This window comes from Aeromonas veronii, assembly GCF_040215105.1.
Classification (GTDB): Bacteria; Pseudomonadota; Gammaproteobacteria; order Enterobacterales; family Aeromonadaceae; genus Aeromonas; species Aeromonas veronii_G.
On sequence record NZ_CP157875.1, the window covers coordinates 1,428,905 to 1,453,337 of the forward strand.

At 62.4% G+C, this 24,433-nt stretch carries 26 protein-coding genes and 1 riboswitch; of the genes, 19 read left to right on the forward strand and 7 right to left on the reverse strand.

Annotated features, from left to right (window positions below; translation table 11 throughout):
• Nucleotides 1-63: 63 nt before the first annotated feature.
• From ABNP46_RS06725 to narQ, 4 genes are all read right to left on the reverse strand, one after another.
• Nucleotides 64-639 (reverse strand): LON peptidase substrate-binding domain-containing protein, encoded by a 576-nt coding sequence (locus tag ABNP46_RS06725; protein WP_349921635.1) that lies wholly within the window; start codon nucleotides 637-639, stop codon nucleotides 64-66.
• A gap of 308 nt (nucleotides 640-947) precedes the next feature.
• Nucleotides 948-1,373, reverse strand: a complete 426-nt coding sequence (locus tag ABNP46_RS06730; protein ID WP_349921636.1) for a globin domain-containing protein — start codon at nucleotides 1,371-1,373, stop codon at nucleotides 948-950.
• Between the two features lie 217 nt (nucleotides 1,374-1,590).
• Complete coding sequence (gene narL / locus ABNP46_RS06735) at nucleotides 1,591-2,229, reverse strand: two-component system response regulator NarL (RefSeq protein WP_349921637.1); 639 nt, start codon at nucleotides 2,227-2,229, stop codon at nucleotides 1,591-1,593.
• Nucleotides 2,229-3,941: a nitrate/nitrite two-component system sensor histidine kinase NarQ gene (narQ, locus tag ABNP46_RS06740; RefSeq protein ID WP_349921638.1), complete on the reverse strand. Its 1,713-nt coding sequence runs from the start codon at nucleotides 3,939-3,941 to the stop codon at nucleotides 2,229-2,231. The genes narL and narQ overlap by 1 nt, the downstream gene beginning before the upstream one ends.
• A gap of 78 nt (nucleotides 3,942-4,019) precedes the next feature.
• Nucleotides 4,020-4,160, forward strand: a riboswitch (molybdenum cofactor riboswitch).
• Here narQ and moaA point away from each other — a divergent pair.
• From moaA to ABNP46_RS06820, 16 genes are all read left to right on the forward strand, one after another.
• Entirely contained in the window at nucleotides 4,148-5,143 is a 996-nt protein-coding gene (moaA, locus tag ABNP46_RS06745; protein WP_349921639.1) for a GTP 3',8-cyclase MoaA, read from the forward strand. Its footprint overlaps the riboswitch before it by 13 nt.
• 237 nt (nucleotides 5,144-5,380) lie before the next feature.
• Nucleotides 5,381-5,893 (forward strand): ferredoxin-type protein NapF, encoded by a 513-nt coding sequence (gene napF, locus ABNP46_RS06750; protein WP_349921640.1) that lies wholly within the window; start codon nucleotides 5,381-5,383, stop codon nucleotides 5,891-5,893.
• Between the two features lie 85 nt (nucleotides 5,894-5,978).
• Nucleotides 5,979-6,245: a chaperone NapD gene (locus tag ABNP46_RS06755; RefSeq protein ID WP_349921641.1), complete on the forward strand. Its 267-nt coding sequence runs from the start codon at nucleotides 5,979-5,981 to the stop codon at nucleotides 6,243-6,245.
• A gap of 198 nt (nucleotides 6,246-6,443) precedes the next feature.
• Complete coding sequence (gene napA / locus ABNP46_RS06760; RefSeq protein ID WP_349921642.1) at nucleotides 6,444-8,933, forward strand: nitrate reductase catalytic subunit NapA; 2,490 nt, start codon at nucleotides 6,444-6,446, stop codon at nucleotides 8,931-8,933.
• Nucleotides 8,934-8,945: 12 nt separating this feature from the next.
• The gene (gene napG, locus ABNP46_RS06765; RefSeq protein WP_349921643.1) at nucleotides 8,946-9,680 is read left to right on the forward strand and encodes a ferredoxin-type protein NapG; all 735 of its coding nucleotides are present in this window, start codon (nucleotides 8,946-8,948) and stop codon (nucleotides 9,678-9,680) included.
• Nucleotides 9,677-10,552 carry a quinol dehydrogenase ferredoxin subunit NapH gene (gene napH, locus ABNP46_RS06770; RefSeq protein WP_349921644.1) on the forward strand — a complete coding sequence of 292 codons (876 nt, stop codon included), beginning with the start codon at nucleotides 9,677-9,679 and terminating at the stop codon, nucleotides 10,550-10,552. The genes napG and napH overlap by 4 nt, the downstream gene beginning before the upstream one ends.
• Nucleotides 10,552-11,007 carry a nitrate reductase cytochrome c-type subunit gene (locus ABNP46_RS06775; RefSeq protein ID WP_349921645.1) on the forward strand — a complete coding sequence of 152 codons (456 nt, stop codon included), beginning with the start codon at nucleotides 10,552-10,554 and terminating at the stop codon, nucleotides 11,005-11,007. The genes napH and ABNP46_RS06775 overlap by 1 nt, the downstream gene beginning before the upstream one ends.
• Before the next feature lie 11 nt (nucleotides 11,008-11,018).
• Nucleotides 11,019-11,609, forward strand: coding sequence for a cytochrome c3 family protein (locus ABNP46_RS06780; RefSeq protein WP_349921646.1), 591 nt, complete (start codon nucleotides 11,019-11,021; stop codon nucleotides 11,607-11,609).
• 178 nt (nucleotides 11,610-11,787) lie between these two features.
• Complete coding sequence (gene moaB, locus ABNP46_RS06785) at nucleotides 11,788-12,294, forward strand: molybdenum cofactor biosynthesis protein B (RefSeq protein WP_349921647.1); 507 nt, start codon at nucleotides 11,788-11,790, stop codon at nucleotides 12,292-12,294.
• A gap of 50 nt (nucleotides 12,295-12,344) precedes the next feature.
• The gene (gene moaC / locus ABNP46_RS06790) at nucleotides 12,345-12,854 is read left to right on the forward strand and encodes a cyclic pyranopterin monophosphate synthase MoaC (RefSeq protein ID WP_349921648.1); all 510 of its coding nucleotides are present in this window, start codon (nucleotides 12,345-12,347) and stop codon (nucleotides 12,852-12,854) included.
• Entirely contained in the window at nucleotides 12,851-13,096 is a 246-nt protein-coding gene (moaD, locus tag ABNP46_RS06795) for a molybdopterin synthase sulfur carrier subunit (RefSeq protein ID WP_349921649.1), read from the forward strand. The genes moaC and moaD overlap by 4 nt, the downstream gene beginning before the upstream one ends.
• Nucleotides 13,097-13,098: 2 nt before the next feature.
• Complete coding sequence (gene moaE, locus ABNP46_RS06800; RefSeq protein WP_349921650.1) at nucleotides 13,099-13,578, forward strand: molybdopterin synthase catalytic subunit MoaE; 480 nt, start codon at nucleotides 13,099-13,101, stop codon at nucleotides 13,576-13,578.
• A 62-nt stretch (nucleotides 13,579-13,640) separates the two neighbouring features.
• Nucleotides 13,641-14,354 carry a molybdate ABC transporter substrate-binding protein gene (modA, locus tag ABNP46_RS06805; RefSeq protein ID WP_349921651.1) on the forward strand — a complete coding sequence of 238 codons (714 nt, stop codon included), beginning with the start codon at nucleotides 13,641-13,643 and terminating at the stop codon, nucleotides 14,352-14,354.
• Between the two features lie 104 nt (nucleotides 14,355-14,458).
• A complete protein-coding gene (modB, locus tag ABNP46_RS06810; RefSeq protein ID WP_349921652.1) occupies nucleotides 14,459-15,139 on the forward strand; it encodes a molybdate ABC transporter permease subunit in 681 nt (226 codons plus the stop codon).
• Nucleotides 15,136-16,191 carry a molybdenum ABC transporter ATP-binding protein gene (gene modC, locus ABNP46_RS06815; RefSeq protein ID WP_349921653.1) on the forward strand — a complete coding sequence of 352 codons (1,056 nt, stop codon included), beginning with the start codon at nucleotides 15,136-15,138 and terminating at the stop codon, nucleotides 16,189-16,191. Before modB ends, modC begins: the two co-directional genes overlap by 4 nt.
• An 80-nt stretch (nucleotides 16,192-16,271) precedes the next feature.
• Nucleotides 16,272-17,051 carry an alpha/beta fold hydrolase gene (locus ABNP46_RS06820; RefSeq protein ID WP_349921654.1) on the forward strand — a complete coding sequence of 260 codons (780 nt, stop codon included), beginning with the start codon at nucleotides 16,272-16,274 and terminating at the stop codon, nucleotides 17,049-17,051.
• Nucleotides 17,052-17,180: 129 nt separating this feature from the next.
• Here the strand turns inward: ABNP46_RS06820 and moeB are convergent, their stop codons facing one another.
• Nucleotides 17,181-17,936 carry a molybdopterin-synthase adenylyltransferase MoeB gene (gene moeB / locus ABNP46_RS06825; protein ID WP_349921655.1) on the reverse strand — a complete coding sequence of 252 codons (756 nt, stop codon included), beginning with the start codon at nucleotides 17,934-17,936 and terminating at the stop codon, nucleotides 17,181-17,183.
• Nucleotides 17,933-19,159 carry a molybdopterin molybdotransferase MoeA gene (gene moeA / locus ABNP46_RS06830; RefSeq protein WP_349922413.1) on the reverse strand — a complete coding sequence of 409 codons (1,227 nt, stop codon included), beginning with the start codon at nucleotides 19,157-19,159 and terminating at the stop codon, nucleotides 17,933-17,935. The genes moeB and moeA overlap by 4 nt, the downstream gene beginning before the upstream one ends.
• Nucleotides 19,160-19,433: 274 nt before the next feature.
• Between moeA and folE the strand changes: the two genes are divergently transcribed.
• Together folE and ABNP46_RS06840 are read left to right on the forward strand one after the other, a co-directional pair.
• A complete protein-coding gene (folE, locus tag ABNP46_RS06835; RefSeq protein WP_349921656.1) occupies nucleotides 19,434-20,090 on the forward strand; it encodes a GTP cyclohydrolase I FolE in 657 nt (218 codons plus the stop codon).
• 323 nt (nucleotides 20,091-20,413) lie between these two features.
• Nucleotides 20,414-22,069 (forward strand): methyl-accepting chemotaxis protein, encoded by a 1,656-nt coding sequence (locus tag ABNP46_RS06840; protein WP_349921657.1) that lies wholly within the window; start codon nucleotides 20,414-20,416, stop codon nucleotides 22,067-22,069.
• 140 nt (nucleotides 22,070-22,209) lie between these two features.
• On the opposite strand, the gene ABNP46_RS06845 is transcribed toward ABNP46_RS06840, so the two are convergent.
• Entirely contained in the window at nucleotides 22,210-23,940 is a 1,731-nt protein-coding gene (locus tag ABNP46_RS06845) for a formate--tetrahydrofolate ligase (RefSeq protein WP_349921658.1), read from the reverse strand.
• Between the two features lie 66 nt (nucleotides 23,941-24,006).
• Here ABNP46_RS06845 and ABNP46_RS06850 point away from each other — a divergent pair, with 66 nt between their 5' ends.
• Nucleotides 24,007-24,432: a hypothetical protein gene (locus ABNP46_RS06850; RefSeq protein ID WP_349921659.1), complete on the forward strand. Its 426-nt coding sequence runs from the start codon at nucleotides 24,007-24,009 to the stop codon at nucleotides 24,430-24,432.
• Nucleotide 24,433: the final 1 nt, after the last annotated feature.

Genomic DNA, 24,433 nt, shown 5'->3' on the forward strand with positions numbered 1-24,433 from the left:
ATATTCGCATTCTGCGACACCCGGCTTGACTCACTACTGACTCACTACTGACTCACTACTGACTCACTGCGCGATCAGTCGGCGCAAGAATTGACGCGCCGCTTCACTGTTCTGTTTGGCAATCAACATCTGTTTCTCATAGATGGGCATGGGCAGGATCTCGAGCCAGCGCTGGCAGAGCCAGGCGGCATCGTCAAACTGCTTGTCCGGGTAGAGCTCATCCAGTTCCGGGTACTGTTCAAACACCTCCCGCAGACGGCTCACCAGCTGCTTGTCGCTGAAATCTGAGTGTGCGCTCGGCCAGTTGGGCAGGGTTTCTACCTGGGCATGGCGCAAACCCGATGCGTCGGTCTCCATTTCATGGATGCAGAAGCGTTCCAGACCCAATACGGTGACGCCGAGCAGGCCATCATTGAGGGTATAAAAATCCGTCACTCTGACCCGGGTGCCAACCGGGAGGATCCGCCCGCTGGCACCTTCATTGGTGGCTTCTTCCATCACGATGCCAAAACCCCGATCGTCGATGAACGACGCCTTGAGCATCTCTATGTGGCGTGGCTCGAACAGACGCAGGGGAAGCTTGCCGCCCGGCAGTATGTGCGAAGGCAAGGGGAACAGTGCCAAGGGTTGAAGTTTCATGTTCCATCCTCCGAGTAGTCATGTCTGAATGTGACAATGCAGTGACTGTGCCAGAGAGCGAGAAATCAGGGCTACGCGGTAGAGATTGAGCAGTAGCTAACTAATAACCATGTTAAATCATATGGTTATGTGGCTTGTTGAATCTGGCTGGGGGCCTAGGCTGGATGGGATGCAGATGGATTGGCAGGGGCTCGAACATGACCCATCTGCAGAACGGGAGAGATGTCGCATATTGCAAATGGTTATCATGCAGAATGCATGTCTCCAATGAGTCGCAATGCGCTCACTGTGCCGTCGGTACGAGGGACTCAGGCCAGGGTATCCGTGGGTTGTCTGAGCCCTTCTTGCATCAGGGCCGCGACCTCATCGTACATCTGCGACCAGGCCGCTGCCAACTCGGGGGTGAAACGCCCTTCCAGCCGTCTTGCGAGCACCACTGTCATCGCCTGTTTCAGCAGGTCGAACTGATGGGATTGCACATTGAACTTCTGATGCCGGCGGCCGAGATCCCGGATGATGAATCCCAGGGCATCGAGCTGCTCCAGGCTGGTGATGACGGTGTTCAGGGTTTCGGACACCTTGGCGACCGGCAACTGGGGATGGTCGGGGAAGAGGGCGCTGAGCTCCGGCGAGAGGCGAAACAGCTCCTCATAGACCTCCACCACATAGGAGTTGTTCAGCGCGGTGACCTTGCCCCATGCCTTTTGTACCAGTTCGATCTGTGTGGGAGTCATGTTGCCCATCCTTTCGTTGTGATCGCCTGAAAATAATAATGCATTAACTCAATAGTGGTTTGAGAGAGATAAAAAGTGGTTAAACGGCTCGTCCATGACCAGGAATGGGGGAGGAACCGGTCAGCAAAAGGCCCCGTCATGACGGGGCCTTTTTGCGTGGGCGCTAGGCGCAGGTTGCTTGCCTGGGGCCGACTTGCGAAAACCGTCAGGCTTGGCGTCAGTTGCGCTGTTCCAGATACATGACGGCCGCTTCCACCCGACTCTGGGCCTCGAGCTTTTTCAGCAGGCTCTTCACGTGGACCTTGACCGTACCTTCGGAGATGTGGAGCACGGAGGCGACCTGTTTGTTGGAGAGGCCCTTGGCTATCTCGCGCAGGATCTGCATCTCGCGGCGGGTCAGGCTCTCGAGTTTCTGTTGCAGGTGATCCAGCTCATAGATGTTCTCGAGATAGGGGCGCAGCGGTTCGCTCAGGATCTGCTTGCCGGTCATGACATCCGCCAGCTGGCCGAGCAGCATGTCGGGTTCGGTATCCTTGAGCAGATAGCCATCGGCACCAGCCTTGAGCAGGGCCACCACGTCCTGGCGTGCGTCGGAAACGGTCAGGATCACCACCCGGGAGGTGACCTCTTCGGCCCGCAGTGCCTTGAGGGTATCGAGACCGGACAGTCCCTTCATGTTGAGGTCGAGCAGGATCAGGTCCGGCTCGGATTCTTTGGCAATGGCAACGGCATCGGTCCCGTTGGACGCTTCACCGACGACCTCGATGTTCTCTTCCAGGGCCAGCAATTGCACAATTCCCTTGCGCATGAGGGGATGGTCATCCACGACCAGAACACTGTATTTCATCTCGTCCATCAGGCATCTCTTGTTAGGCTGGTGGGGAAGGTCAGGTGCACACGGGTACCACCGGAGGGCGGCTCGCTGATGGTCAACTGACCGTGCAACTTGCTGGCGCGCTCGTTCATGATGCTAAGTCCGTAGTGATTGACCGCGGAGTTTGCACCCCCGATCCCGACACCATCATCTGAAATCTGAACCTGAATGTTACCATCAGTCAGGGTCTCACAGCTAACCTCGATGCGTTGCGCGCCGGCATGTTTGATGGCATTGAGGACTGCCTCACGAATTAGCTGCAAAATGTGAATATGCTGCCCCGCCTCCAGATCCGTGTCTGCCAGACCGTATTGAAGCCCTATCTCGGCCTTGGTCTGCGGCTTGAGCTGTTCCAGCATGACGCCGATGGCTTCCCCCAGATTGGCATCGCCGATGCTGAGGCGGAAGGTGCCGAGCAGCTCGCGCAACTGGATGTAGGCGCTGCTGAGCCCTTCGTCGATCTGCTGCATGGCCGCTTCCGCCTTGGCGCTCTCTCCCTTGGCGACGGAACGCTTGAGCAGGGTGGACTGGATCTTGAGGTAGGAGAGGGCCTGGGCCAGGGAGTCATGCAACTCGCGGGCGATGACGGCCCGCTCTTCCATCAGCAGCAGGCGCTGGTGCTGCAGCAGGGTCTGATCCTTGTGCAGCACCTGGGCCAGCAGCATGGAGAAGTTCTTCATCAACCGCTCGTCGATGGGGTGGGCGCTTATCATGTCGAGGCGGCCATACTCCTGCTCATCCATCTGCAGGTAGAAACTCACCACCGCCTCCAGATCGCCGGGCCAGCCGTTGCGCCCCGTGATGTAGACCGGCATGGCGTTATGCTCGAAACGGGTCAGCCGGATGTAGTCGATATGCTGATGGGCGGCGGCCCGCTCCAGCAGCTTCTGCAGGGTTCGCCGGCTGAGCGGCGCCGCGTGCAGTTTCTGGGCCGTGGAGTAGAGGAAAGAGAGCGTGTCGTTGGCTTGCTGCAGCTTGGCGGTTTTCTCTTCTACCTTGCTTTCCAGATCCCGGTAGAGTTTGCCGAGATCGTCCGCCATGGTCGAGAAAGCCCCCGACAGCTCCCCGAGCTCATTCTCGCAATGAGGAGGCAGGGCCAAGTTGAACTCCTGGCGCTGGATCTGGCGGGCGCAAAGCACCAGTTGGTTGAGGGGGGCGACCACCTGCTGGCGGGTGAATCGCACGGTGAACCAGGCGATGGTGATGATGGAGAGCAGCCCCAGCCCTTCGGCCAGCGCCAGCATGCGTACCTTGAACTCCACGTGATACTGCATCTGGTTGACGAAATCGTCGATGGCGGCGACAAACTGCTCCGTGTTGTCGGTATAGCGTTTGGGGGTGGCATTCTCGATGTGCTCGCGCATCACCTGCCATTGCAGCAAGACTTCGCCGTAAGTGCGGCGCAAGGAGGCTGGGGTGATCCAGCGCTGGGTCTCCTGCAACTCGGGGGCGCGCAGAGTCTGTTCGAACTGGGCGAGCCGCCCGAGCACGGGTTGATCTTTTTCTATTTCATAGGCCATCCGGTAGGCCTGCATCCGCAGGGATCCCGACAGATTGATGGCCTTGGCATCGGGCACCGAGTAGAAGAGGGTGACCATGGCGACGACGGCGATCAGGCTGGCCATGAACAGGATGAGCAGCATGGAGCGACCGATGGCGCTGCTGACCGAATGTACTTTGAACCACTTTCCCATGTCGCTGTTCTTCCCCGGATACGGCAATAACCCCACAAAGTAGCATGGGAGTGTACTCCAACTTGTGCTAGCATCGAAAAACTAGATGAACTCCGAGCTGTTTTCGCCTAAGTCATTGAGATAAGGGGAAACCGCCGTCAGCCGCCGTTTGAGCTGTAAGGGTCAGGAAAGAAATGCCCTGGCCTCCCGTATTTGGAAAGGTGTTTATGTTGCCACTTGAAGATGGGTTCTCCCGTCGTTTTTACTATCTGCGTTTGTCGATTACCGACGTCTGCAATTTTCGTTGTACCTACTGTTTGCCCGATGGCTATCGTCCCGCACACGGAAACGGGGAGGCGCGCAAGTCATTCCTCTCGCTTGACGAGATCCGCCGCACCGTCTCCGGCTTCGCCGCCATGGGGACCCGCAAGGTGCGCCTGACTGGCGGCGAGCCTTCCCTGCGCCGTGACTTCACCGCCATCATCGACACCGTGGCCACGACTCCGGGCATCGAGAAGGTGGCCATGACCACCAACGGTTATCGCCTGAAAGAGCGGGCCAGGGAGTGGTTCGATGCGGGCCTGACCGCCATCAATGTCAGCGTCGACAGCCTGGATCCCCGCCAGTTTCACCAGATCACCGGCGAAAACAAGCTGGTCGAAGTGATGGAGGGGATAGAGGCCGCCCTGGCCGCCGGTTTCAAATCGGTGAAGATCAATGCGGTGCTGCTCAAGGGGCTGAACGATCATCAGCTGGGAGCGTTTCTCGCCTGGATAAAAGACAAGCCCATCGAACTGCGCTTCATCGAGCTGATGCAGACCGGCGAAATGGACAGCCTGTTTCGCGACCATCACGCCAGCGGTGAGCTCATCAAGCAGCAACTGCTCGGCAGTGGCTGGATGCAACAGCTGCGCGGCCTGGATGATGGGCCGGCCCAGGTGTTCATGCACCCCGCGTCACAAGGGGGAGTGGGGCTCATCATGCCCTACAGCAAGGATTTCTGCGCCGGTTGCAACCGGCTGCGGGTCTCCTCCGTCGGCAAGCTGCACCTGTGCCTGTTTGGTGACAACGGGGTGGAGCTGCGGGATCTGCTGCAGGCCGATGATCAGCAAGAGGCATTGCAACGGCGGATCCGCGAGGCCCTGGTCGGCAAGGCTGCCAGCCATCGGTTGCACGAGGGCAATGCCGGCATCACCCCCCATCTTGCCTCCATCGGTGGCTGACAGGTTCATCGCCCGTTCCAAATAGCCACTGATTAATAAGCAATCCTCACATAGGGGTAATTTGGTTTGCCCCTCTGCTGCTTTATTGCGCCAAGGTTTTGATCCAGCGCAAGATTCCCCCCTGTTTATCTCCCAGGTGGTATATCCCTCGACTTGTCAGGGTCGCAATATACACCCAATCTTATAATCGGTATTGAAAATGCCTGTCACGCATCTCTCCAGGGAAGAGGAAGCCTTATGCCGGATGGGGTAGATCTGTCACGTCGCAGCCTGTTTCGAGGCAAGCTGAGTGCCCGCACGCCAGACGTACAACTGCCCTGGTCCATCCCCTGGCCCGACTTCGTGGCCGACTGCACCCGTTGCGGTGACTGTCTGGCTGCCTGCCCCGAGCAGATCCTGGTCAACGGGGATGGCGGCTTTCCGATCGTGGATTTTCAGCTGGGAGAGTGCACCTTCTGTACCGAGTGTGTTTCCGCCTGCAAGCAGCCCCTGTTCCGTCCAACCACCGAGGTGGCCTGGGACTATGTGGCCCATATCGAATCCGGTTGTTTGGCCCTGGGCCAGGTGTACTGCCAGCGTTGTCAGGACAGCTGTGAAGCGCGGGCCATCGGTTTTTCTCCCCGCTTGGGACAGGTGCCGACCCCGGTGATCAACAACGATTTGTGTAACGGCTGCGGCGCCTGTGTAGCGGATTGTCCTGTTGGCAGCATAAAAATCAGCATGCCAAGTGGTAAAGTGTCATTTGGGTAGTGTATACGGATGCTATTTTGGCGGCATGACAGCGATGCCGGTGCCACTCATCCAGCACAGACGAACAAGAGAGTAGGGAAGCAGTATGAGCCGAGAAGAGTTTCACGTATCCAGCCTGGTCGTGCTGACACAGCCTTCCCAGCGCCATCAACTCGCCCAGCAGATTGCTACCCTGAATGGGGCCGAGATCCACGCCGTCAGCGACGAGGGGAAGTTGGTGGTCACGCTGGAAGGGATCAGCCAACGTCCTATCATGGATGCTATCGATGCCATTCAGGCCATGCCGGGGGTGCTCTCCGCCGCCCTCATCTACCACCAGTTTGATGAACTCGACCAGCAAGGCGAGGAGTAAGGCAGCAGGGGCGCCGTCATGGTCGGCCCCGATGCGAACTAGCAAGGAAGTCATGTCAACAGGCTGTGCCAACGGGTTCATCAGGATGGCAGCCATTGACGTGAGACAGGCGATGCCGGGTGTGTTGTTCACCGCCCCGAGCCACTAACAGATCGATACACTCGACAACTTACGCGATAAGCGATGTGAGGATATGCCATGAAGCTGAGTCGACGCGACTTTATGAAGGCCAATGCGGTGGCGGCAGCCGCTGCGGTGGCCGGTGTCAGTGCCCCCACTATGGCGGCGAACCTGATCACCAGCACCGACAAGACCGCCATCACCTGGGACAAGGCCCCCTGCCGTTTCTGCGGGACCGGCTGTTCCGTGCTGGTCGGCTCCCAGGGAGGCCGCGTCGTGGCGACCCAGGGTGATCCCGATGCCCCGGTCAACCGTGGCCTCAATTGCATCAAGGGCTACTTCCTGTCGAAGATCATGTACGGCCAGGACCGTCTGACCCAGCCCATGCTGCGCATGACCAACGGCAAGTTCGACAAGAACGGCAACTTCGCCCCCATCAGCTGGGATCAGGCGTTCGACATCATGGCGGAGAAGTTCAAGGCCACCCTGAAAGAGAAGGGCCCGACCGCGGTCGGCATGTTCGGCTCCGGCCAGTGGACCGTCTGGGAAGGCTATGCCGCCGCCAAGCTGATGAAGGCAGGCCTGCGCACCAACAACCTGGATCCCAACGCCCGTCACTGCATGGCCTCCGCCGTGGTCGGTTTCATGCGTACCTTCGGCATGGATGAACCCATGGGCTGCTACGACGACATCGAGCAGGCCGACGCCTTCGTGCTCTGGGGTTCCAACATGGCCGAGATGCACCCCATCCTCTGGTCGCGCATCTCGGATCGTCGTCTGTCCCACCAGGACGTGCAGGTGCACGTGCTCTCCACCTTCGAGCACCGCAGCTTCGAGCTCGCGGACAACGGCATGGTGTTCACGCCCCAGACCGACTTGGCGATCCTCAACTACATCGCCAACTACATCATCCAGAACGACAAGGTGAACTGGGAGTTTGTCAACAAGCACACCCAGTTCCGCAAAGGGGTGACCGACATCGGTTACGGCCTGCGTCCCACCAACCCGTTGCAGCAAAAAGCCAAGAATCCGGACAGCGGCGACTCCACCCCCATGAACTTCGACGATTTCGCGAAATTCGTGGCGGATTACGACGTCGACTCCGTGGCCAAACTCTCCGGTGTCTCCAAGGACAAACTCGAGAAACTGGCCCAGCTCTATGCCGATCCCAGCAAGAAGGTGGTCTCCTACTGGACCATGGGCTTCAACCAGCACACCCGTGGTGTCTGGGCCAACAACCTCTGCTACAACATCCACCTGCTGACCGGCAAGATCTCCACCCCGGGCAGCGGCCCCTTCTCCCTGACCGGTCAGCCCTCCGCCTGTGGCACCGCCCGGGAAGTGGGTACCTTCGCCCACCGTCTGCCTGCCGACATGGTGGTGACCGATCCCAAGCACCGTGCCACCGCCGAGAAGATCTGGAAGCTGCCGGAAGGCACCATCCCGGACAAGGTGGGCTACCACGCCGTGCTGCAAAACCGCATGCTCAAAGACGGCAAGCTCAATGCCTACTGGGTGATGTGCAACAACAACATGCAGGCCGGCCCCAACATGAACGAGGAGGGGCTGCCCGGTTATCGCAACCCGGCCAACTTCATCGTGGTGTCCGATCCGTACCCGACCGTGACGGCGCAAGCCGCCGATCTCATCCTGCCCACCGCCATGTGGGTGGAGAAAGAGGGGGCCTACGGCAATGCCGAGCGTCGCACCCAGTTCTGGCACCAGCAGGTCAAGGCACCGGAAGGGGCCAAGTCTGACCTGTGGCAGCTGATGGAGTTCTCCAAGCGCTTCACCGTGGAAGAGGTGTGGCCGGCTGAGCTCATCGCCAAGATGCCGGAAGTGAAGGGCAAGACCCTCTACGAGGTGCTCTACAAGAACGGTCAGGTCGATCAGTTCCCGAAAGAGCAGAGCAAGGGTGTCCTGAACGACGAGGCGGAGCACTTTGGTTTCTATGTCCAGAAAGGGCTGTTCGAGGAGTACGCGAGCTTCGGTCGTGGTCACGGTCACGATCTGGCTCCGTTCGATCAGTACCATGAGGCACGCGGTCTGCGCTGGCCCGTGGTGGACGGCAAGGAGACCCTGTGGCGCTACCGCGAAGGGTTCGACCCTTATGTGAAAGCGGGCGAGGGCGTGCGCTTCTACGGCAAGCCGGACGGCAAGGCGGTGATCTTCGCGCTGCCCTACGAACCGGCCGCCGAAGCACCGGACAGCGAATACGACATGTGGCTCTCCACCGGCCGGGTGCTGGAGCACTGGCACACCGGTACCATGACTCGCCGGGTGCCCGAACTCTATCGCGCCTTCCCGGATGCGGTGCTGTTCATGCACCCGGAAGATGCCAAGGCCCGTGGGGTGCGCCGTGGGGAAGAGGTCATCGTCTCCTCCCGCCGTGGCGAGGTGAAGACCCGCGTCGAGACCCGCGGTCGCAACAAGCCGCCAAAAGGCCTGGTGTTCATGCCCTTCTTCGATGCGAGCCAGCTGGTCAACAAGCTGACGCTGGACGCCACGGATCCCCTCTCCAAAGAGACGGATTACAAGAAGTGCGCCGTCAAGGTCGTGAAGGCCTGAGGCGGTTAGGGGATGAGCCGCAGCCGCCGCCAGTTTCTGGCCGACTTTGCCAAGGGGGCCTGCTCAGTGGGCCTGCTTGGGGCCGGGCTTGGCACGGTTGCACGCCAGCAGGCGCAAGCCGTGCCGGCCCAGGCTCTGCGCCCCCCGGCGGCGCTGGCCGAAGCGGATTTCCTCGGTGCCTGCGTGCGCTGCGGGCTCTGCGTCGAGGCCTGTCCCTATGACACCTTGAAGCTCGCCAGACTGCTGACCCCGGTGACCACGGGCACTCCCTACTTCGAGGCCCGCAGCGTTCCCTGCGAGATGTGTGAAGACATCCCCTGTGTGGTGGCCTGCCCGAGCGGGGCACTGGATCAGGGGATGACCAGCATCGATCAGGCGCGGATGGGGGTGGCGGTGCTCATCGATCACGAGACTTGCCTCAACTTCCTGGGGCTGCGCTGCGACGTCTGCTACCGGGTCTGTCCCCTGATTGATGAGGCCATCACCCTCGAGCTGCAACGCAACCCCCGTACCGGCAAGCACGCCATGTTCCTGCCGACCGTGCACAGCGATCTGTGTACCGGCTGTGGCAAGTGCGAGCATGCCTGCGTGCTGGAGGAAGCCGCGATCAAGGTGGTGCCTCGCGGTCTTGCCAAGGGGGAGCTGGGTCATCACTACCGACTCGGCTGGGAAGAGAAGCAAAAGGCCGGCAAGTCCCTTATCGGTGAGCGACTCACCCTGCCGACCCGCAAACCGGAGGGGCTATGAGTCGTTATCCGGGAGCCGAGGCCAGGGCGAAGCTGGGCTGGTGGCGGTCGCACCGCTTCCTGCTGCTGCGCAGGGTGAGCCAGCTCAGCGTGCTCGGTCTGTTCCTGCTGGGTCCGCTGGCGGGTGTCTGGATCCTCAAGGGGAACCTCTCCAGCTCATTGTTGCTGGAGACGGTGCCGCTCACGGATCCTCTCACCTTGCTGCAAACGGTCGCTGCGGGCCACTGGCCCATGGCAACCCTGTGGCTCGGGGCCGCCCTGGTGCTGGTGGCTTACTGGCTGGTCGGAGGGCGGGTCTTCTGCTCCTGGGTCTGTCCGGTGAACCTCATCACGGATGCGGCCGCCTGGGTTCGGGCCCGGCTCGGCCTCAAGGGCAACGGCCAGTTCAACCGCAACACCCGCTACTGGCTGCTGGCCATGGTGCTGGTGGTGCCCGCCATCGCAGGCGTGCTGGTGTGGGAGCTGGTCAACCCGGTGTCGCTGGCTCTGCGCGGTCTGCTGTTTGGCATGGGGGCGGGTTGGGGGCTGCTGCTGGCGCTCTTTCTGTTCGATCTGTTTGTGGTGGAGCGGGGCTGGTGTGGTCATCTCTGCCCGGTGGGGGCCTTTTACGCCCTGGTGAACCGGGTCGGGTTTATCAAGATTTCAGCCAAAGGGCGTGAGCGTTGCAGCAACTGCATGGATTGTTATGCGGTCTGCCCGGAACGCCCCATACTGCGCGGTCCGGTTCACGGCGCCAGACGCGGTCATGGGCCCTTGATTGTGGCTCAGGAGTGTACAAATTGTGGCCGTTGCATCGATGTCTGCGCGGAACAAGTTTTTGAAATCACTGTAGGTTTTGCCGTCAAGGCAGAGACAATGTCGGAGAACACATAATGAAAAAGCTGATTGGAGCAATGCTGGCCTGCCTGATGGCGGGTTCCTTGATGGCGGCCGTGCCTGAGATCACCAACAGCACGGGGGGGATCAAATCGGAACGGGGCAGTACGGATCTGGCGTCAGAGGCCGAAGCCGCCCCCCTCAAGAACTTCCGCAAGGATGGGGATACCTATGATCGCCAGTATATGCATCAACCGCCGTTGATCCCCCACGATATCCGCAACTATGAAGTGGATAACAAGGTCAACAAGTGCCTGGCCTGCCACAGCTTCAAGAATGCCAGCGCCATGAAGGCCCCCAAGATCAGCCCCACGCACTTCGAGACTCGCGATGGCCTGACCCTGGGTGAAGTCTCCCCCCGTCGTTACTTCTGCCTGCAGTGCCACGTGCCGCAAGCGGATGCCAAGCCGCTGGTGGGGAATACCTTCAAGCCGGTCGAAGCCCTGAACTGAGGAGTTCATCGATGAAATTACCTGGTTTTGTGCAGCGACTGTGGGTCACCTTCAAATCTCCCTCCAAGGCGGCCCTCTGGGTGCTGCTGCTGATGGGATTCTTCGGGGGCGTCATCTTCTGGGGTGGTTTCAACACCGCCATGGAAGCGTCCAACACCGAGAAGTTCTGTACCGGCTGTCACGAGATGAAAGACAACGTCTTCATGGAGTACCGTGACACCATCCACTATGCAAACCGCTCAGGGGTGCGCGCGAGCTGCCCGGATTGCCACGTACCCCACGAATGGACCTACAAGATCATTCGCAAGGTGCAGGCCTCCAAGGAGCTGTGGGGCATGCTGACCGGCAAGGTGGATACTCGCGAGAAGTTCGAGGCCCATCGCCGCGAGATGGCGGAGCGGGAGTGGCAACGGATGAAGGACACGGATTCGCGGGAGTGCCGCAACTGCCACAACTTCGAGTACATGGACTTCTCCTTGCAGGGGCGTCGTGCCGCCCAGATGCACTCCACCAACCTGGCGAGCGGGGCCAACACCTGCGTCGACTGTCACAAGGGGATTGCTCACCAGCTGCCTGACATGAAGGGCGTGCCTGGATTCTAAGCCCGTGACCATGGGGCCGGACCCGGCCCCATGGTCTTTGCGTGATCTAATTCATCCCCGTCAACCCGACTTCTTTGTTAGAATCCGCCCTCGGTAACGCTGCCAGCCCGCCTGTGGCCGGTTTTGCCCGCCGGGTGGTGGCCGATTTTCTCTTCTCCCGTGTTACAGGACTCGCTCCATGGCACCTAAAAGCAACGAATTCATTCCCCTCAAGATCGCCGTCCTGACGGTCTCCGACAGCCGCAGTGCCGCCGACGACAGCTCCGGCGACTACCTGGTCTCGGCCCTGACCGAGGCGGGCCACCAACTGGCCGACAGAGCCCTGTGCGCCGACAATCTGTTTCGCATTCGCGCCCAGGTCAGCGACTGGATCGCCGACGAAGGGGTGCAGGTGGTCCTGGTCAACGGCGGCACCGGTTTCAACGAGCAGAACCGGGTACCCGAGGCGGTAGGGGTGTTGTTCGAGCGCAAGGTACAGGGCTTTGGCGAACTGTTCCGCCAGCTCTCCTTTGCCGAGATCAAAGGTTCAGCCATGCAGAGCCGGGCTCTGGCCGGGCTCGCCAATCGCACCCTGATCTGCTGCTTGCCGGGCTCCACCGGCGCCTGCCGACTCGGCTGGGAGCAGCTCATCCGGGATCAGCTCGATGCCCGTACCCGACCGTGCAACTTCGTGACCCATCTGTGATCCCGAGCGTTGCCCCGGATCATCCATCTTATTTCTTGATAGGGGGCTAGATGAACCTGACCCATCTCAACCAGAGCGGTGAGGCCCACATGGTGGACGTCACCGACAAACAGGTGACCGAGCGGGAAGCCCGCGCCGAGGCGTATGTCGCCATGGCTCCCGCGACCCTGGCCTTGATCCTCGGTGGTCAGCACCACAAGGGCGACGTGTTCGCCACCGCCCGCATCGCCGGCATCATGGCGGCCAAGAAGACCGCCGATCTCATCCCCCTCTGCCATCCTCTGGCCCTCACCAAGGTGGAGGTAGAGATAGAACCCCAGCCCGCGCACAATAGGGTGCATATTCGCACCCTCTGCAAGCTCTCCGGCAAGACGGGGGTGGAGATGGAAGCCCTGACGGCCGCCTCGGTCGCGGCGCTGACCATCTACGACATGTGCAAGGCGGTGCAAAAGGACATGGTGATCGAGCAGCTCAGACTGGTGGAGAAACGCGGCGGCAAGTCCGGCCACTTCCAGGCCCCGGTCGTGGGCGGTGAACACGCGCAAGGGGAGCAGGCATGATCAAGGTACTGTTTTTTGCCCAGGTGCGGGAGCTGGTGAGTTGTGACGAACTGAGCCTGTCCCCTGACTACGACACCGCCGAGGCGCTGCGTGCCGCCCTGTGTGAGCGGGGGGACAAGTGGGCCCTGGCGCTGGAGGCGGGCAAGCTGCTGGTGGCGGTAAACCAGACCCTGGTGCCGCTGGGGACGCCCCTGACCGACGGGGATGAGGTGGCCTTCTTCCCGCCGGTGACCGGAGGCTGATCATGAGCGAGGCAACCACAGTGGATCGCATTCTGGTGCAGCGGGCCGATTTTTCCCTGGCCGAGGAGTACGAGCGACTCGCCACCCGCCACGATACCGGCGCCATCGTCACCTTTGTGGGCAAGGTGCGGGACTTCAATCAGGGGGAGGAGGTGAAAGGGCTGGCCCTCGAGCACTATCCCGGCATGACGGAGAAGGCGCTGGCGGGGATCGTTGCACAGGCGCGCGCCCGCTGGCCGCTGCAGGAGTGCACCCTGATCCATCGCATCGGCGAGCTGCTGCTCGGCGATCAAATCGTGCTGGTGGCGGTGAGCAGTGCCCACCGCGAGGCGGCCTTCGAGGCCTGCCATTTCATCATGGACTTTCTGAAAACCCGGGCGCCGTTCTGGAAAAAAGAGCTGACGGCGGCAGGGCAACAACGCTGGGTGGAAGCCAAGGAGAGCGATGACGCTGCCGCGGCCCGCTGGCAACAAGGGGAATGAGTCCATCAGGGCTTCCCATGACAGAGCCGCCAACAGGCTCAGGCTTAGACAGGAGTAAGGGAATGAAAAAGCTGTTATCCGTGGTGTTGCTGAGTGCTTGCGCCAGCGCCGTGCAGGCCGACGAGGTCAAGGTGGCCGTGGCGGCCAACTTCAAGGGCACCATAGAGCGCATTAGCAAGGATTTCACCGCCAAGACCGGCCATACCGTCACCATCAGCTCGGCGGCCACGGGCGTGCTCTACACCCAGATCACCCACGGCGCCCCCTTCGATCTCTTCCTCTCCGCCGATGTGAAGACCCCTGAGAAGCTGGAACAAGAGGGCAAGGGCAGCGAGCGTTTCACCTACGCCATCGGCCAGCTGGGTCTGTGGAAGAAGGGCGGCCCGGCACCTGACGAGGCCACCCTGCGCAACTGGAAGGGCAACCTCGCCATCGCCAACCCGAAAACCGCCCCTTATGGCACCGCCGCCATGGCGACCCTTGAGCACCTCAAGATCGATCCCAAGCAGTATCGGGTGCTGACCGGCAACAACATCAGCCAGACCTGGCAGTTCGTGGATACCGGCAACGCCGAGATGGGCTTCGTGGCCTGGGCCAACCTGGTGGAAGCGGGCAAGACCGGTGAAGCCTGGGCCGTGCCGGGGGCCTATTACCCCGCCATCGAGCAGCAAGCACTGGTACTGAAAAATGGTGAGGCCGTGGATGCCCTGGTTGCCTGGCTCAAGGGCCCGGGCCAGACGCAGATCAAGGCCGCGGGCTATGCCCTGCCGCAATGACGGCAAGGCACTGACCCCCTGATGACTGGCCGGCCCTGCGCCGGCCAGTTTGTTGAATCAAGGAGGAGAATCATGAAAATGCGCATCCCGAGCGGGAGGTGGCGATGAGTGAAGGTGATCTGCTGGCGGTCTGGCTCACCCTGAAGCTGGCGGCCAGTACCACGGGCATACTCTTGCTGCTGTCGCCGCCGCTGGCCTGGTGGCTGTCTCGCAGTCAACACAGACTCCGGCCCGTGGTGGAGGCCCTGGTGGCGCTGCCTCTGGTGCTGCCACCCACCGTGCTCGGTTTCTACCTGCTGCTCGCCTTCTCCCCCGAATACGGCATCGGCAGCTGGTGGCGAGAGACCTTCGGCACCCCCCTCGCGTTCAGTTTCCTCGGCCTGCTGCTGGCCTCCATCATCTACTCGCTGCCTTTCGTGGTCCAACCCCTCACCTCCGCCTTCGTCAACATGGGCAACAAGGAGCTGGAGGCGGCGGCCACTCTGGGGCTCGGGCCCGTCGAGCGCTTCTTTCAGATCATCTTGCCGATGACGCTGCCAAGCTTCGTGATGGCGGCGGCGCTCGGCTTTGCCCACACCCTGGGGGAGTTCGGGGTGGTGCTGATGATAGGGGGCAACATTCCCGGGGAGACCCAGGTGCTCTCCATCGCCCTGTTCGATCACGTGGAGACCATGGATTACCAGCATGCCCACATCCTGGCCGGCGGCCTGATGGGCTTCTCTCTCGTCATGCTGGTACTGGTCTATGGCGTGCTGCAACACCGGCAACGGAGGCTGTTCGGATGACGCTGGATATCAGGGCAAGACGCCACTTCGGTGGATTCACACTCGATTGCGATCTCAAACTCCCGCTGGGGGGCATACTCGGCCTCTTTGGCCCCTCCGGCTGTGGCAAGAGCACCCTGTTGCGGGTGCTGGCGGGCCTTGACCGAGAGGCCGGTGACCGCCTCTGCTGGCAGGGAAGGGAGCTGGCGGAGACGCTGCCCGAGGCGCGCCGCATCGGCCTGGTGTTTCAGGATTCACGCCTGTTCCCGCACATGACGGTGCTGGCCAATCTGCAACTGGCCGCCAAGAAGGGCAAGGGACGCTGGCATCCGGCCCCCTTGGCGACGCGACTCGGCTTTGCCGAGCTGCTGGACCAACCCGCCCACGGCCTCTCCGGCGGTCAGCGCCAGCGGGTGGCCCTCGGCCGGGCCCTGCTGGCGGAGCCGGACTTGCTGCTGCTCGATGAACCCTTCTCGGCATTGGACAGGCGCAGCCGCATCCATCAGGCCCACGTGCTCAAGGAGTTGCAGCGGGAGAGCGGCATCCCGATGATCTTCGTCAGCCACGCCATGGAGGAGGTCAGCCTGCTCTGCGACCAGCTGGTGTTGCTGGCCGACGGCAAGGTAGAGGCCCAGGGACGGCCGAGCGATATCTTCGCCCGTACCGATCTCTCGCTCGCCAGCCGGGACGACGCCGGTGTCATGCTGGCGGCGACCCTGGACAGCTACGATCAGCGGGAGCAGATGGCGAGCCTGCGCCTCGGTGAGCAGTTGCTGATGGTCACCATGGAGCATGCCCCCGACGAGCCCGGCCCCTTGCAGATCAAGGTGGCGGGGCGGGATGTGGTGATTGCCACCGCTCCCATCACCGACTCCAGCCTCTCCAACTGCCTGGAGACCCGGCTGCTCAATGCCCACGAGGTACGGCCGGGGCAAACCCTGTTGCAGTTGGCGCTGGGGCAGCAGATACTGCTGGCCCGGATCACCAGCCGCTCCGCCAAGCGGCTCACCCTCGCGCCGGATCAGCGCCTCTATGCCTACATCAAGGCGGTGAGTCTGGTGGGGGAAGGCTGAGAAGCTATGCTCAGCCATCGTGAGTGAGCGGGGGAGCCGATGGGATCGAGAGCCGGCATGGGCCGGGAGGGAGAGGCGAAGTGCGTCGTAATCAGGTAATGAAATCCCACGGGCTGGCCCTGCGCAGTGCGGGGGAGGGCCCCTTGCTGGTGCTGCTGCACGGGCTCGGCTCCTCCAGCCTCGATTGGCAGGCCCAGCTTGAGCACTTCGCTGATCACTACCGGGTGGTGGCGCTCGACCTGCGCGGTCACGGCCAGAGCCTGCAGGAGGGGCCCTTCGACGTGCTGACCCTGACCCGGGATGTGGCGCGCTGGCTCGATGAGCAGCCAGAGCCCGCCTGGGTGGTGGGCTTGTCGCTCGGAGCCATGGTGGCGCTGGAACTGGCCCTGCAATTGCCGGACAAGGTGCATGGTCTGGTGCTGGTCAACGGCTTCAGCGAATTCTTGCTGGAGACCCCGCAGGAGCAGGCGCGCTTTGCCCAGCGCCTGAAATGGCTGCGCTGGTTTGGCCTGCGCCCGCTCGCCTGGTGGCTCGGGCGCGAGCTCTTCCCGGGCCCCGAGCTCGCCCAGGTACGCCACGCCTTCCGGCAGCGTTTCGTGCGCAGCAACAAGAAAAAGACCTATCGGGCGCTGCTGGGGGACTTGCCCGGCTGGTCGGCCCGCTCCCGCCTCGGCCGGATAGAACAGCCGGTCGCCATCATCTCCACCACCCAGGATTATCTGCCGCTCGCCAAACGGGTGGAACAATTCGCTGCCCTGCCCAACGCCAGCATCCATACCCCGCCGGGCCATCACGCCTGGCCAGCGGAAGATCCCGCCGGATTCAATCATTTGCTGACGCGGATCCTGGCGATGCACTGATATTGGCGACGTCCGAGGATACCTCCAGATGGCGACTCGAACCGACAAATCTCATGTAAATAAAAAGCCGAACCCGGGGGGTCGGCTTTTTTGTGACAACGGCTCAGACTTGGTACTTGCCTCAAGCCATCAGGGCTGGCCACAGACCGGGCAGTCGGGGCGCTTGGGGAGTTTCAGTTCCCGAAAACCACCGCCGAGGCCGTCGATCATCAGCAACCGGCCGCTGTAGGTTTTGCCCATGCCAGCCAGCAGCTTGATGGCCTCGAGCGCCTGCAGGCTGCCGACTACTCCCACCATGGGGGCCAGCACGCCGGCCTCGACGCAGGTCAGTGACTGCTCGCCAAACAGGGAGCTCAGGCAGGCGTAGCAGGGCTCACCTTCCTGCCAGGTGAAGCTGCACAGCTGACCCTCCAGCCGGATGGCGGCGCCGGAGACCAGCGGCACACCATATTGTCTCGCCTTCCGGTTGAGCAGATTGCGAATGGCGACGTTGTCGGTGCAATCGAGCACCAGCTGATGGCTCGGCAACAGGGTATCGAGCAGCGCTTCGTCCGCGAGGGCGGCGTGTGTTTCGACGGTGAGCCAGGGATTGAGGCCGCGCAGCGTCTCGGCCGCCGAGTCCACCTTGTACTGGCCGATGCGCGCGTCGCTGTGCAGCACCTGGCGTTGCAGGTTGGAGAGCTCCACCTTGTCGAAATCCACCAGGGTCAGCTGGCCGACCCCGGCCACCGCCAGATACTGGGCGGCGGCGCAGCCAAGGCCCCCGGCCCCTATCACCAGCACCCTGGCCTGCTTGAGCGCCTCCTGCCCCTCGAAGTCGAAGGATTTGAGGATGATCTGGCGGTTGTAGCGCAGAAGCTCCGCGTCCGAGAGGATCTCGCTCACAGCAGCAGCCCTGCGAAAGGTTCGACGGTGACCGTCTCCCCTGCCGCCACCTTGCCCCGTTCCTGCTCGAGGACGATGTAGCAGTTCGCCTTGGAGAGGGAGCTGAACACCCCCGAATCCTGGGAGCCGGTGCTGCGAACCTCGAGGCCGTTCGGGCCTGCGCTCAATATGCCGCGCTGGAAATCCATCCGCCCCGGCGCCTTCTTGAGTGGCTCGCTCGTGATGGCACTGAGACGCAGCGCGGGGGCGAGCGTCTGGCCGGCGAGCCTGGCGAGCGCCGGGCGCACCAGCTGATCGAAGGTGACCATGGCGGAGACGGGGTTGCCCGGCAGGCCGAAGAACCAGGCCTGGGGCAGCTTGCCGAAGGCGAACGGCTTGCCCGGCTTGATGGCGAGCTTCCAGAAGCCTATCTCGCCTAGCTCTTCGAGCAGCTGCTTGGTGAAGTCCGCCTCACCGACCGAGACGCCGCCGGTGGTGATGAGGGCATCGGCTTCCCGATCGGCCTGGAGGAAGGCGGCCCGCAGGGCGGCGGGATCGTCCGGGATGATGCCAAGGTCCAGACAGTCGATGCCGAGGCGCGCCAGCATGGCCTTGACCCCGTAGCGATTGGAGTCGTAGATATCGCCATGCTCAAGGGGAGTGCCCACCGGTTTGAGCTCATCCCCGGTGCTGAAAATGGCGACCCTGAGGGGACGATGGACTGTCACGGTCGCGATGCCAAGCGATGCCAGCAGCGGCAGCTCGCGGGGGCTCAGGCGCAGGCCCTTCGCCAGCACTTGCGAGCCTTCGGCCATGTCCTCGCCCCGGCGGCGAATGTTCTGGCCGAGCCTGGGCTGGCTGACAAAACGCACCAGCTCGCCCAGGGCCTCGGTCTCTTCCTGCATGACGACCGCCTCGGTGCCGGCGGGGACGGGGGCACCGGTCATGATGCGAACGCAGTGGCCGGTGGGCCACTCTCCCTCATAGGGCTGGCCGGCGAAGGCCTTGCCTGCCACCTTGAGCGGGGTGCCTGCGGCGAGATCGGCCAGGCGTACGGCATAGCCGTCCATGGCGGAGTTGTCGAAAGGAGGCACCGAGAGGGGGGAGGCGATATCCTCGGCCAGGATCCGGTCCAACGCCTGGGGCAGCGGCAATTGCTCGGTGTCGCAGCAGCAGGCCAGTTGGTCCAGCATCCCTTGCAGGGCGTCGCTTAGGGGGAGGAGTGTGCCGGTATCGAATCCCATCATCATGACCTCTTTATTGTGGTGAGGGCGGATTATCCCAAAAAAGTGACCGCTTGGGCAGGCTGGTGTGGGCGGGTGACGATATTGATGGCCGGACACCCCATACGGGCAGGGTGGCACGGGAGTAAAACACGACGGATTGACATAAAGTCAGGTACCGGGCTTGAGTTAGTTCGAATTATGACAATAATCGCCCTGTAAGATTGCGCCACAGTAGAATGCCGCCACAACAGATGGCGACCATCACAGTCCCTGAGCGTGGGAGAGTACGAGAATGACGAATATGAGTCAGGAAGCCCTGTTGGTCAGGGCAGCGCTCGAGGCCGAGGGTCTCGAGACACCACTAGTGGCCAATGTACTGGACAACCAGCAGAAGCGAGAGAAGATCGAAGGCCACATGCGCGCCATCATGGAGACGCTGGGGCTGGATCTGGCGGATGACAGCCTGGCGGAGACGCCGCACCGCATCGCCAAAATGTACGTGAACGAGATCTTCTCCGGCCTCGACTACGCCACCTTCCCCAAGGTGACGGTGATCGAGAACAAGATGAAGGTGGACGAGATGATCATGGTGCGGGACATCAGCCTCACCAGCACCTGCGAGCACCATTTCGTCACCATCGACGGGCTGGCCCACGTGGCCTATATCCCCCGTGGCAAGGTGATCGGGCTGTCGAAGATCAACCGCATCGTCCAGTTCTTCGCCCGCCGTCCCCAGGTGCAGGAGCGTCTCACCCAGCAGATCCTGCTGGCGCTGCAGACCCTGCTCGGCACCCGTGACGTGGCCATCAGCATCCGGGCGACCCACTACTGCGTGAAGGCGCGCGGGGTGATGGACTCCACCTCCTATACCACCACCACCTCCCTCGGTGGTGTATTCAAGACCCAGCCGGACACCCGTGCCGAGTTTCTGGGCGGGCTGAAAGGCTGAGTGGCCAACGGCATGCCCCCGGGCATGCCTCCTCTTTGCTCCCCTTCGCTATTTTCTGCTGATTTTTAACCAAAAAACACCTAAAGCCATGACCCTGTCGGGTCGATATAGATCTTCATACCGATGGATGGTCGGTGCGGCGCAGACGATGCTCTTGCGATGATCACCCGTATCGACCGGGATCTGCACGTTCGGACCCCTTGGCGCCGTCTCCCTCGAGGCGGCGCACTTGCATGACTGCAATGGATGGCAGCTATCGTGTTTCGTGCCAGGAGGGCACAACTCAGGCGGATGCCAGTAATTCACCCATTGCAGGACAAACCATGAATCCCAGTACCATGACGATCGGCAAGAAACTCACCGCAGGTTTTGCGGTGCTCGGCCTGATGATGGCCTTTATCGGCGGCTTCTCGCTGCTGCAGTTTGGCAACATGAACCGGGCCGCCACCGGTTTCACCGACAGCATTCTGCCTGCCGTGGTGCGTACCAGCGCCCTGGGGGAGACCATCAATGATCTGCGCCGTTATGAACTGGATGTGTTCCTGGTGGCGGATGACCCCCAGCAGAAGGCCCATTACCGCGATGCCAGCGAGCAGAGTCTGCGGGACGTGGAGCGGCAGGTGGCTGCCCATGATGTGACCATCTGGGCGGAGGACGTGGAAGAGCGTCGCACCTTCGACATCGTCAAGGCGGACTGGAGCAAGTACGTGGCGATGCATCAGCGCCTCAAGCAGATGCAGGACAACGGCCAGATGGCGGAGGCCCAGCGCATCTTCATGAGCGAGGGGATCGCCCTCTACAACAGCCTGGCCAAGTCGGTGTCCACACTCATTCAGATCAACCATGGCTACTCCGTCAACTCCCGCGCCGAGGTGGTCGGGGCCTTCGACAGCGCCAGGTTCAGCATCATCATCGCCCTGGTACTGGGCCTTGGCCTGGTCACCGTGCTCTCCGTGGTACTGACTCGCCAGATCCGGGATCCCCTGGTAATGCTGGCCCGCCAGGCCCAGCGCATCGCCAGCGGCGATCTCGGCAAGGGTGAGCTGCAGGAGTGGATCCGCGGCAATCGCTTCAAGCGCGACGAGCTGGGTCAGCTCGGCGGCGCCATCGATCGCATGCAGGGCGCCTTGGCAGACCTGGTGAGCGAGATAGCGGGCTCGGTGAGCCAGCTCAGCAGCGCGGTGGAGGAGGTGAGCGCCATCTCCGAGCAGTCTGCCAAGGGCATGGCCAGCCAGCAGAATGAAGTCTCCCAGGTGGCGACCGCCATGAACGAGATGCAGTCCACCGTGCACGAGGTGGCTCGCAACACCACGGACGCCATGAGCGCCGCCAAGGCCGCCTCCCACACCTCGAGTGAGGGGCATCAGGTGGTGGGTCGCGCCATCGGCAGCATAGAGCAGGTTTCCTTGCAGATTGAGCAGGCCGGGAGCGTGGTGCAGCAGCTGGAGCAGGACAGCACCAACATCAGCATGGTGCTGGATGTCATTCGCGGCATCGCCGAGCAGACCAACCTGCTGGCGCTCAATGCCGCCATCGAAGCGGCTCGCGCCGGTGAGCAGGGCCGCGGTTTCGCGGTCGTCGCCGACGAGGTGCGCTCCCTGGCCCAGCGTACCCAGAACTCCACCGCCGAGATCAGCAAGATGATCGAGGTGTTGCAGGAGCGCACCGCCGAGGCGGGCAACGCCATGCAGCTGAGCCGTCAGCAGATGCAAAACAGCGTCGGGCTGGCGCGGGAAGCGGGCAACAGCATCGACAGCATCAATGGCGCCGTCACCCAGATCACCGACATGAATACCCTGATCGCCACCGCGACCGAGGAACAGAATGCGGTGACCGAGGAGCTCAACCGCAGCATAGTGAACATTCACAGCGCCGCAGACGAGAACGCCCTGGGGGCCCAGCAGACCGCCCAGGCCTGCATCGAGCTGAGCAAGCTAGCCAATACGCTGCACCATATGACCCAGCGCTTCACGCTCTAGGCCCTTCAGGGTTATGCCGGATAGCAAGAGGCCCCGCCGGTTGGCGGGGCCTCTTGTTATCCGGTGTTAGGCAGTGTTGTTTCAACCCAACAATGTCAGCCCTCTCTAGGCATCCTAGCCGGTTGGGTAGGTCGTTCGACTTAGCTCAGCCCGATGATTTCACCGTCGTCATCGATATCGATATGCCGGTAGGCAGGCAGGCTGCCAAGCCCCGGCATGGTCATGATGGGACCCGCGAGGGCGTAGACAAAACCGGCCCCTGCGCACAGGCGCACCTCCTCGATGGGCACCTCGAAATCCGTGGGCACGCCTTTGAGGGCGGGGTCGTGGCTGAGCGACAGCGGCGTCTTGGCCATGCAGACCGGCAGATGATCCCAGCCTGCCTTGGAGAGGGCCGCGAGCTGACTCTTGGCCTTGTCAGAAAGGATGACGCCACGGCCGCCATAGCCGCACTCCACCAGGGTGGCGAGCTTGGCCTCCAGGCTCATGGCATCGGGGTAGAGCAGTTGCACCTCGCTCGGCTGTGCGCTGGCGGCCATCACGGCCCTGGCGAGATCTGCCGCGCCTGCGCCGCCCCGGGTAAAGGCTTCCGACAGGGCCACGCCGCAGGCGCCCGCCCGGCGCGCCTCCTCTTCCAGCAGGGCCAGCTCGGCCGGGCTGTCACTTGGGAAGCGGTTGATGGCGACCACCACGGGCACCCCGTAGCGGCGGGCGTTCTGGATATGCCAGGCGAGGTTGGCACAGCCCTGGCGCAGGGTCGGCAGATCTTCATCCTGCAGGCTGGCCGGCAGAGGCTGGCCCGGGCGGATGTCGAGCAGGCCGCTGTTGGCTTTGAGGCTGCGCACCGTGGCGACCAGCACCACGCAGGAGGGGGTGATGCCGGACTGGCGATGCTTGATGTTGAAGAACTTCTCCAGCCCCATGTCGGAACCAAAACCCGCCTCCGTCACCACGTAGTCGGTGAGCGCCAGTGCCATGCGATCGGCGATGACCGAGGAGTTGCCGTGGGCAATGTTGGCGAAGGGGCCGGCGTGCACCAGCACCGGGGTCTGCTCCGTGGTCTGCATCAGGGTGGGTTGCAGGGCCTCCTTGAGCAGCACCGTCATGGCCCCTGCCACTTCCAGTTGTTCGGCGGTGATGGGCTGGCCGCGCAGATCCAGGGCGAGCTGGATGCGGCCGATGCGCGCACGCAGATCCTTGAGATCGCTGGCGAGCGCCAATATGGCCATCAGTTCGGAGGCGGCGGTGATGACGAAGCGATCCTGGCGCTCCACCCCATCGGCCGGACCACCCTGGCCTATGGTCAGGTGGCGAAGGGCCCGATCGTTCATGTCCAGGGTGCGGGGCCAGAGGATGTTGGCAGGGTCGATATCGAGGCGAGCCAGTCCGGTTCTGGGGGTGAACGCATCCCCCAGTGTCTGCTCGTGGAACAGGCGGGCATCCAGGGCGGCAGCAGCCAGGTTATGGGCGGCGGCGAGGGCGTGGAAGTCCCCGGTCAGGTGCAGGTTCATCTCCTCCATGGGCACCACCTGGGCATGACCGCCACCGGCGGCCCCTCCCTTGACGCCAAACACGGGCCCGAGGCTCGGCTGGCGTATGGTGGCCACGCTGGACTGGCCGATGTGGTTGAGGCCCATGGAGAGACCGAGGGTGGTCACCGTCTTGCCCTCCCCGAGGGGGGTGGGGGTGATGGCGCTCACCAGCACCAGCTTGCCTTGCCGTTTGGGGGGCTCTTTGAGCAGGGCCAGGCTGAGTTTGGCCTTGTGGTGGCCCTGGGGGTTGGCCAGATGTGGCGGGATGGCGAGACGCCGGGTCAGTTCGTCGATGTGCAGGCGGGGGGACTGGCGGGAGATCTCGATATCGCTTAGCATCAGCACCTCGTTGGCATGTCGGGTCAAAGATGCGGCGAAGTCTAGAGGAATCAACAAGGTTATCCAATGAGTAATAACATTTTATCCGGTAGTCGTGAGCGACATCTAACCCCCATACTGCTGGATCTCAACGCCCTCTATCATCCCCCCAAGCAGCCGCTCACCGCCCTTGGCATCGTCAGCGCCTTCATCCCGTTGTTCGGCTACGGCTGGCAGGCGATGACCCAGGATCCCGAGACGCACTTTCGCCACGAGCTCGGCAAGCGCATCAACAAGCACAAGACCGATGAGGCCAATCTCACCCTGACGCTGCAATTGGCGGGCATGCTGGACTGCCACTGCCTGCATATCAGCCTGCCTTATGTCCTGGGTGACGATCAGTTTGCCGCCTTGCAGCGCCGTCTGCCGCGCTGGCAGCTTCGTCTGAACGAGCAACTGCTGGTGGCCGAGCTGCCCCTGCCCGCGGACGAACAACCGACAACGCCGGCCTGAT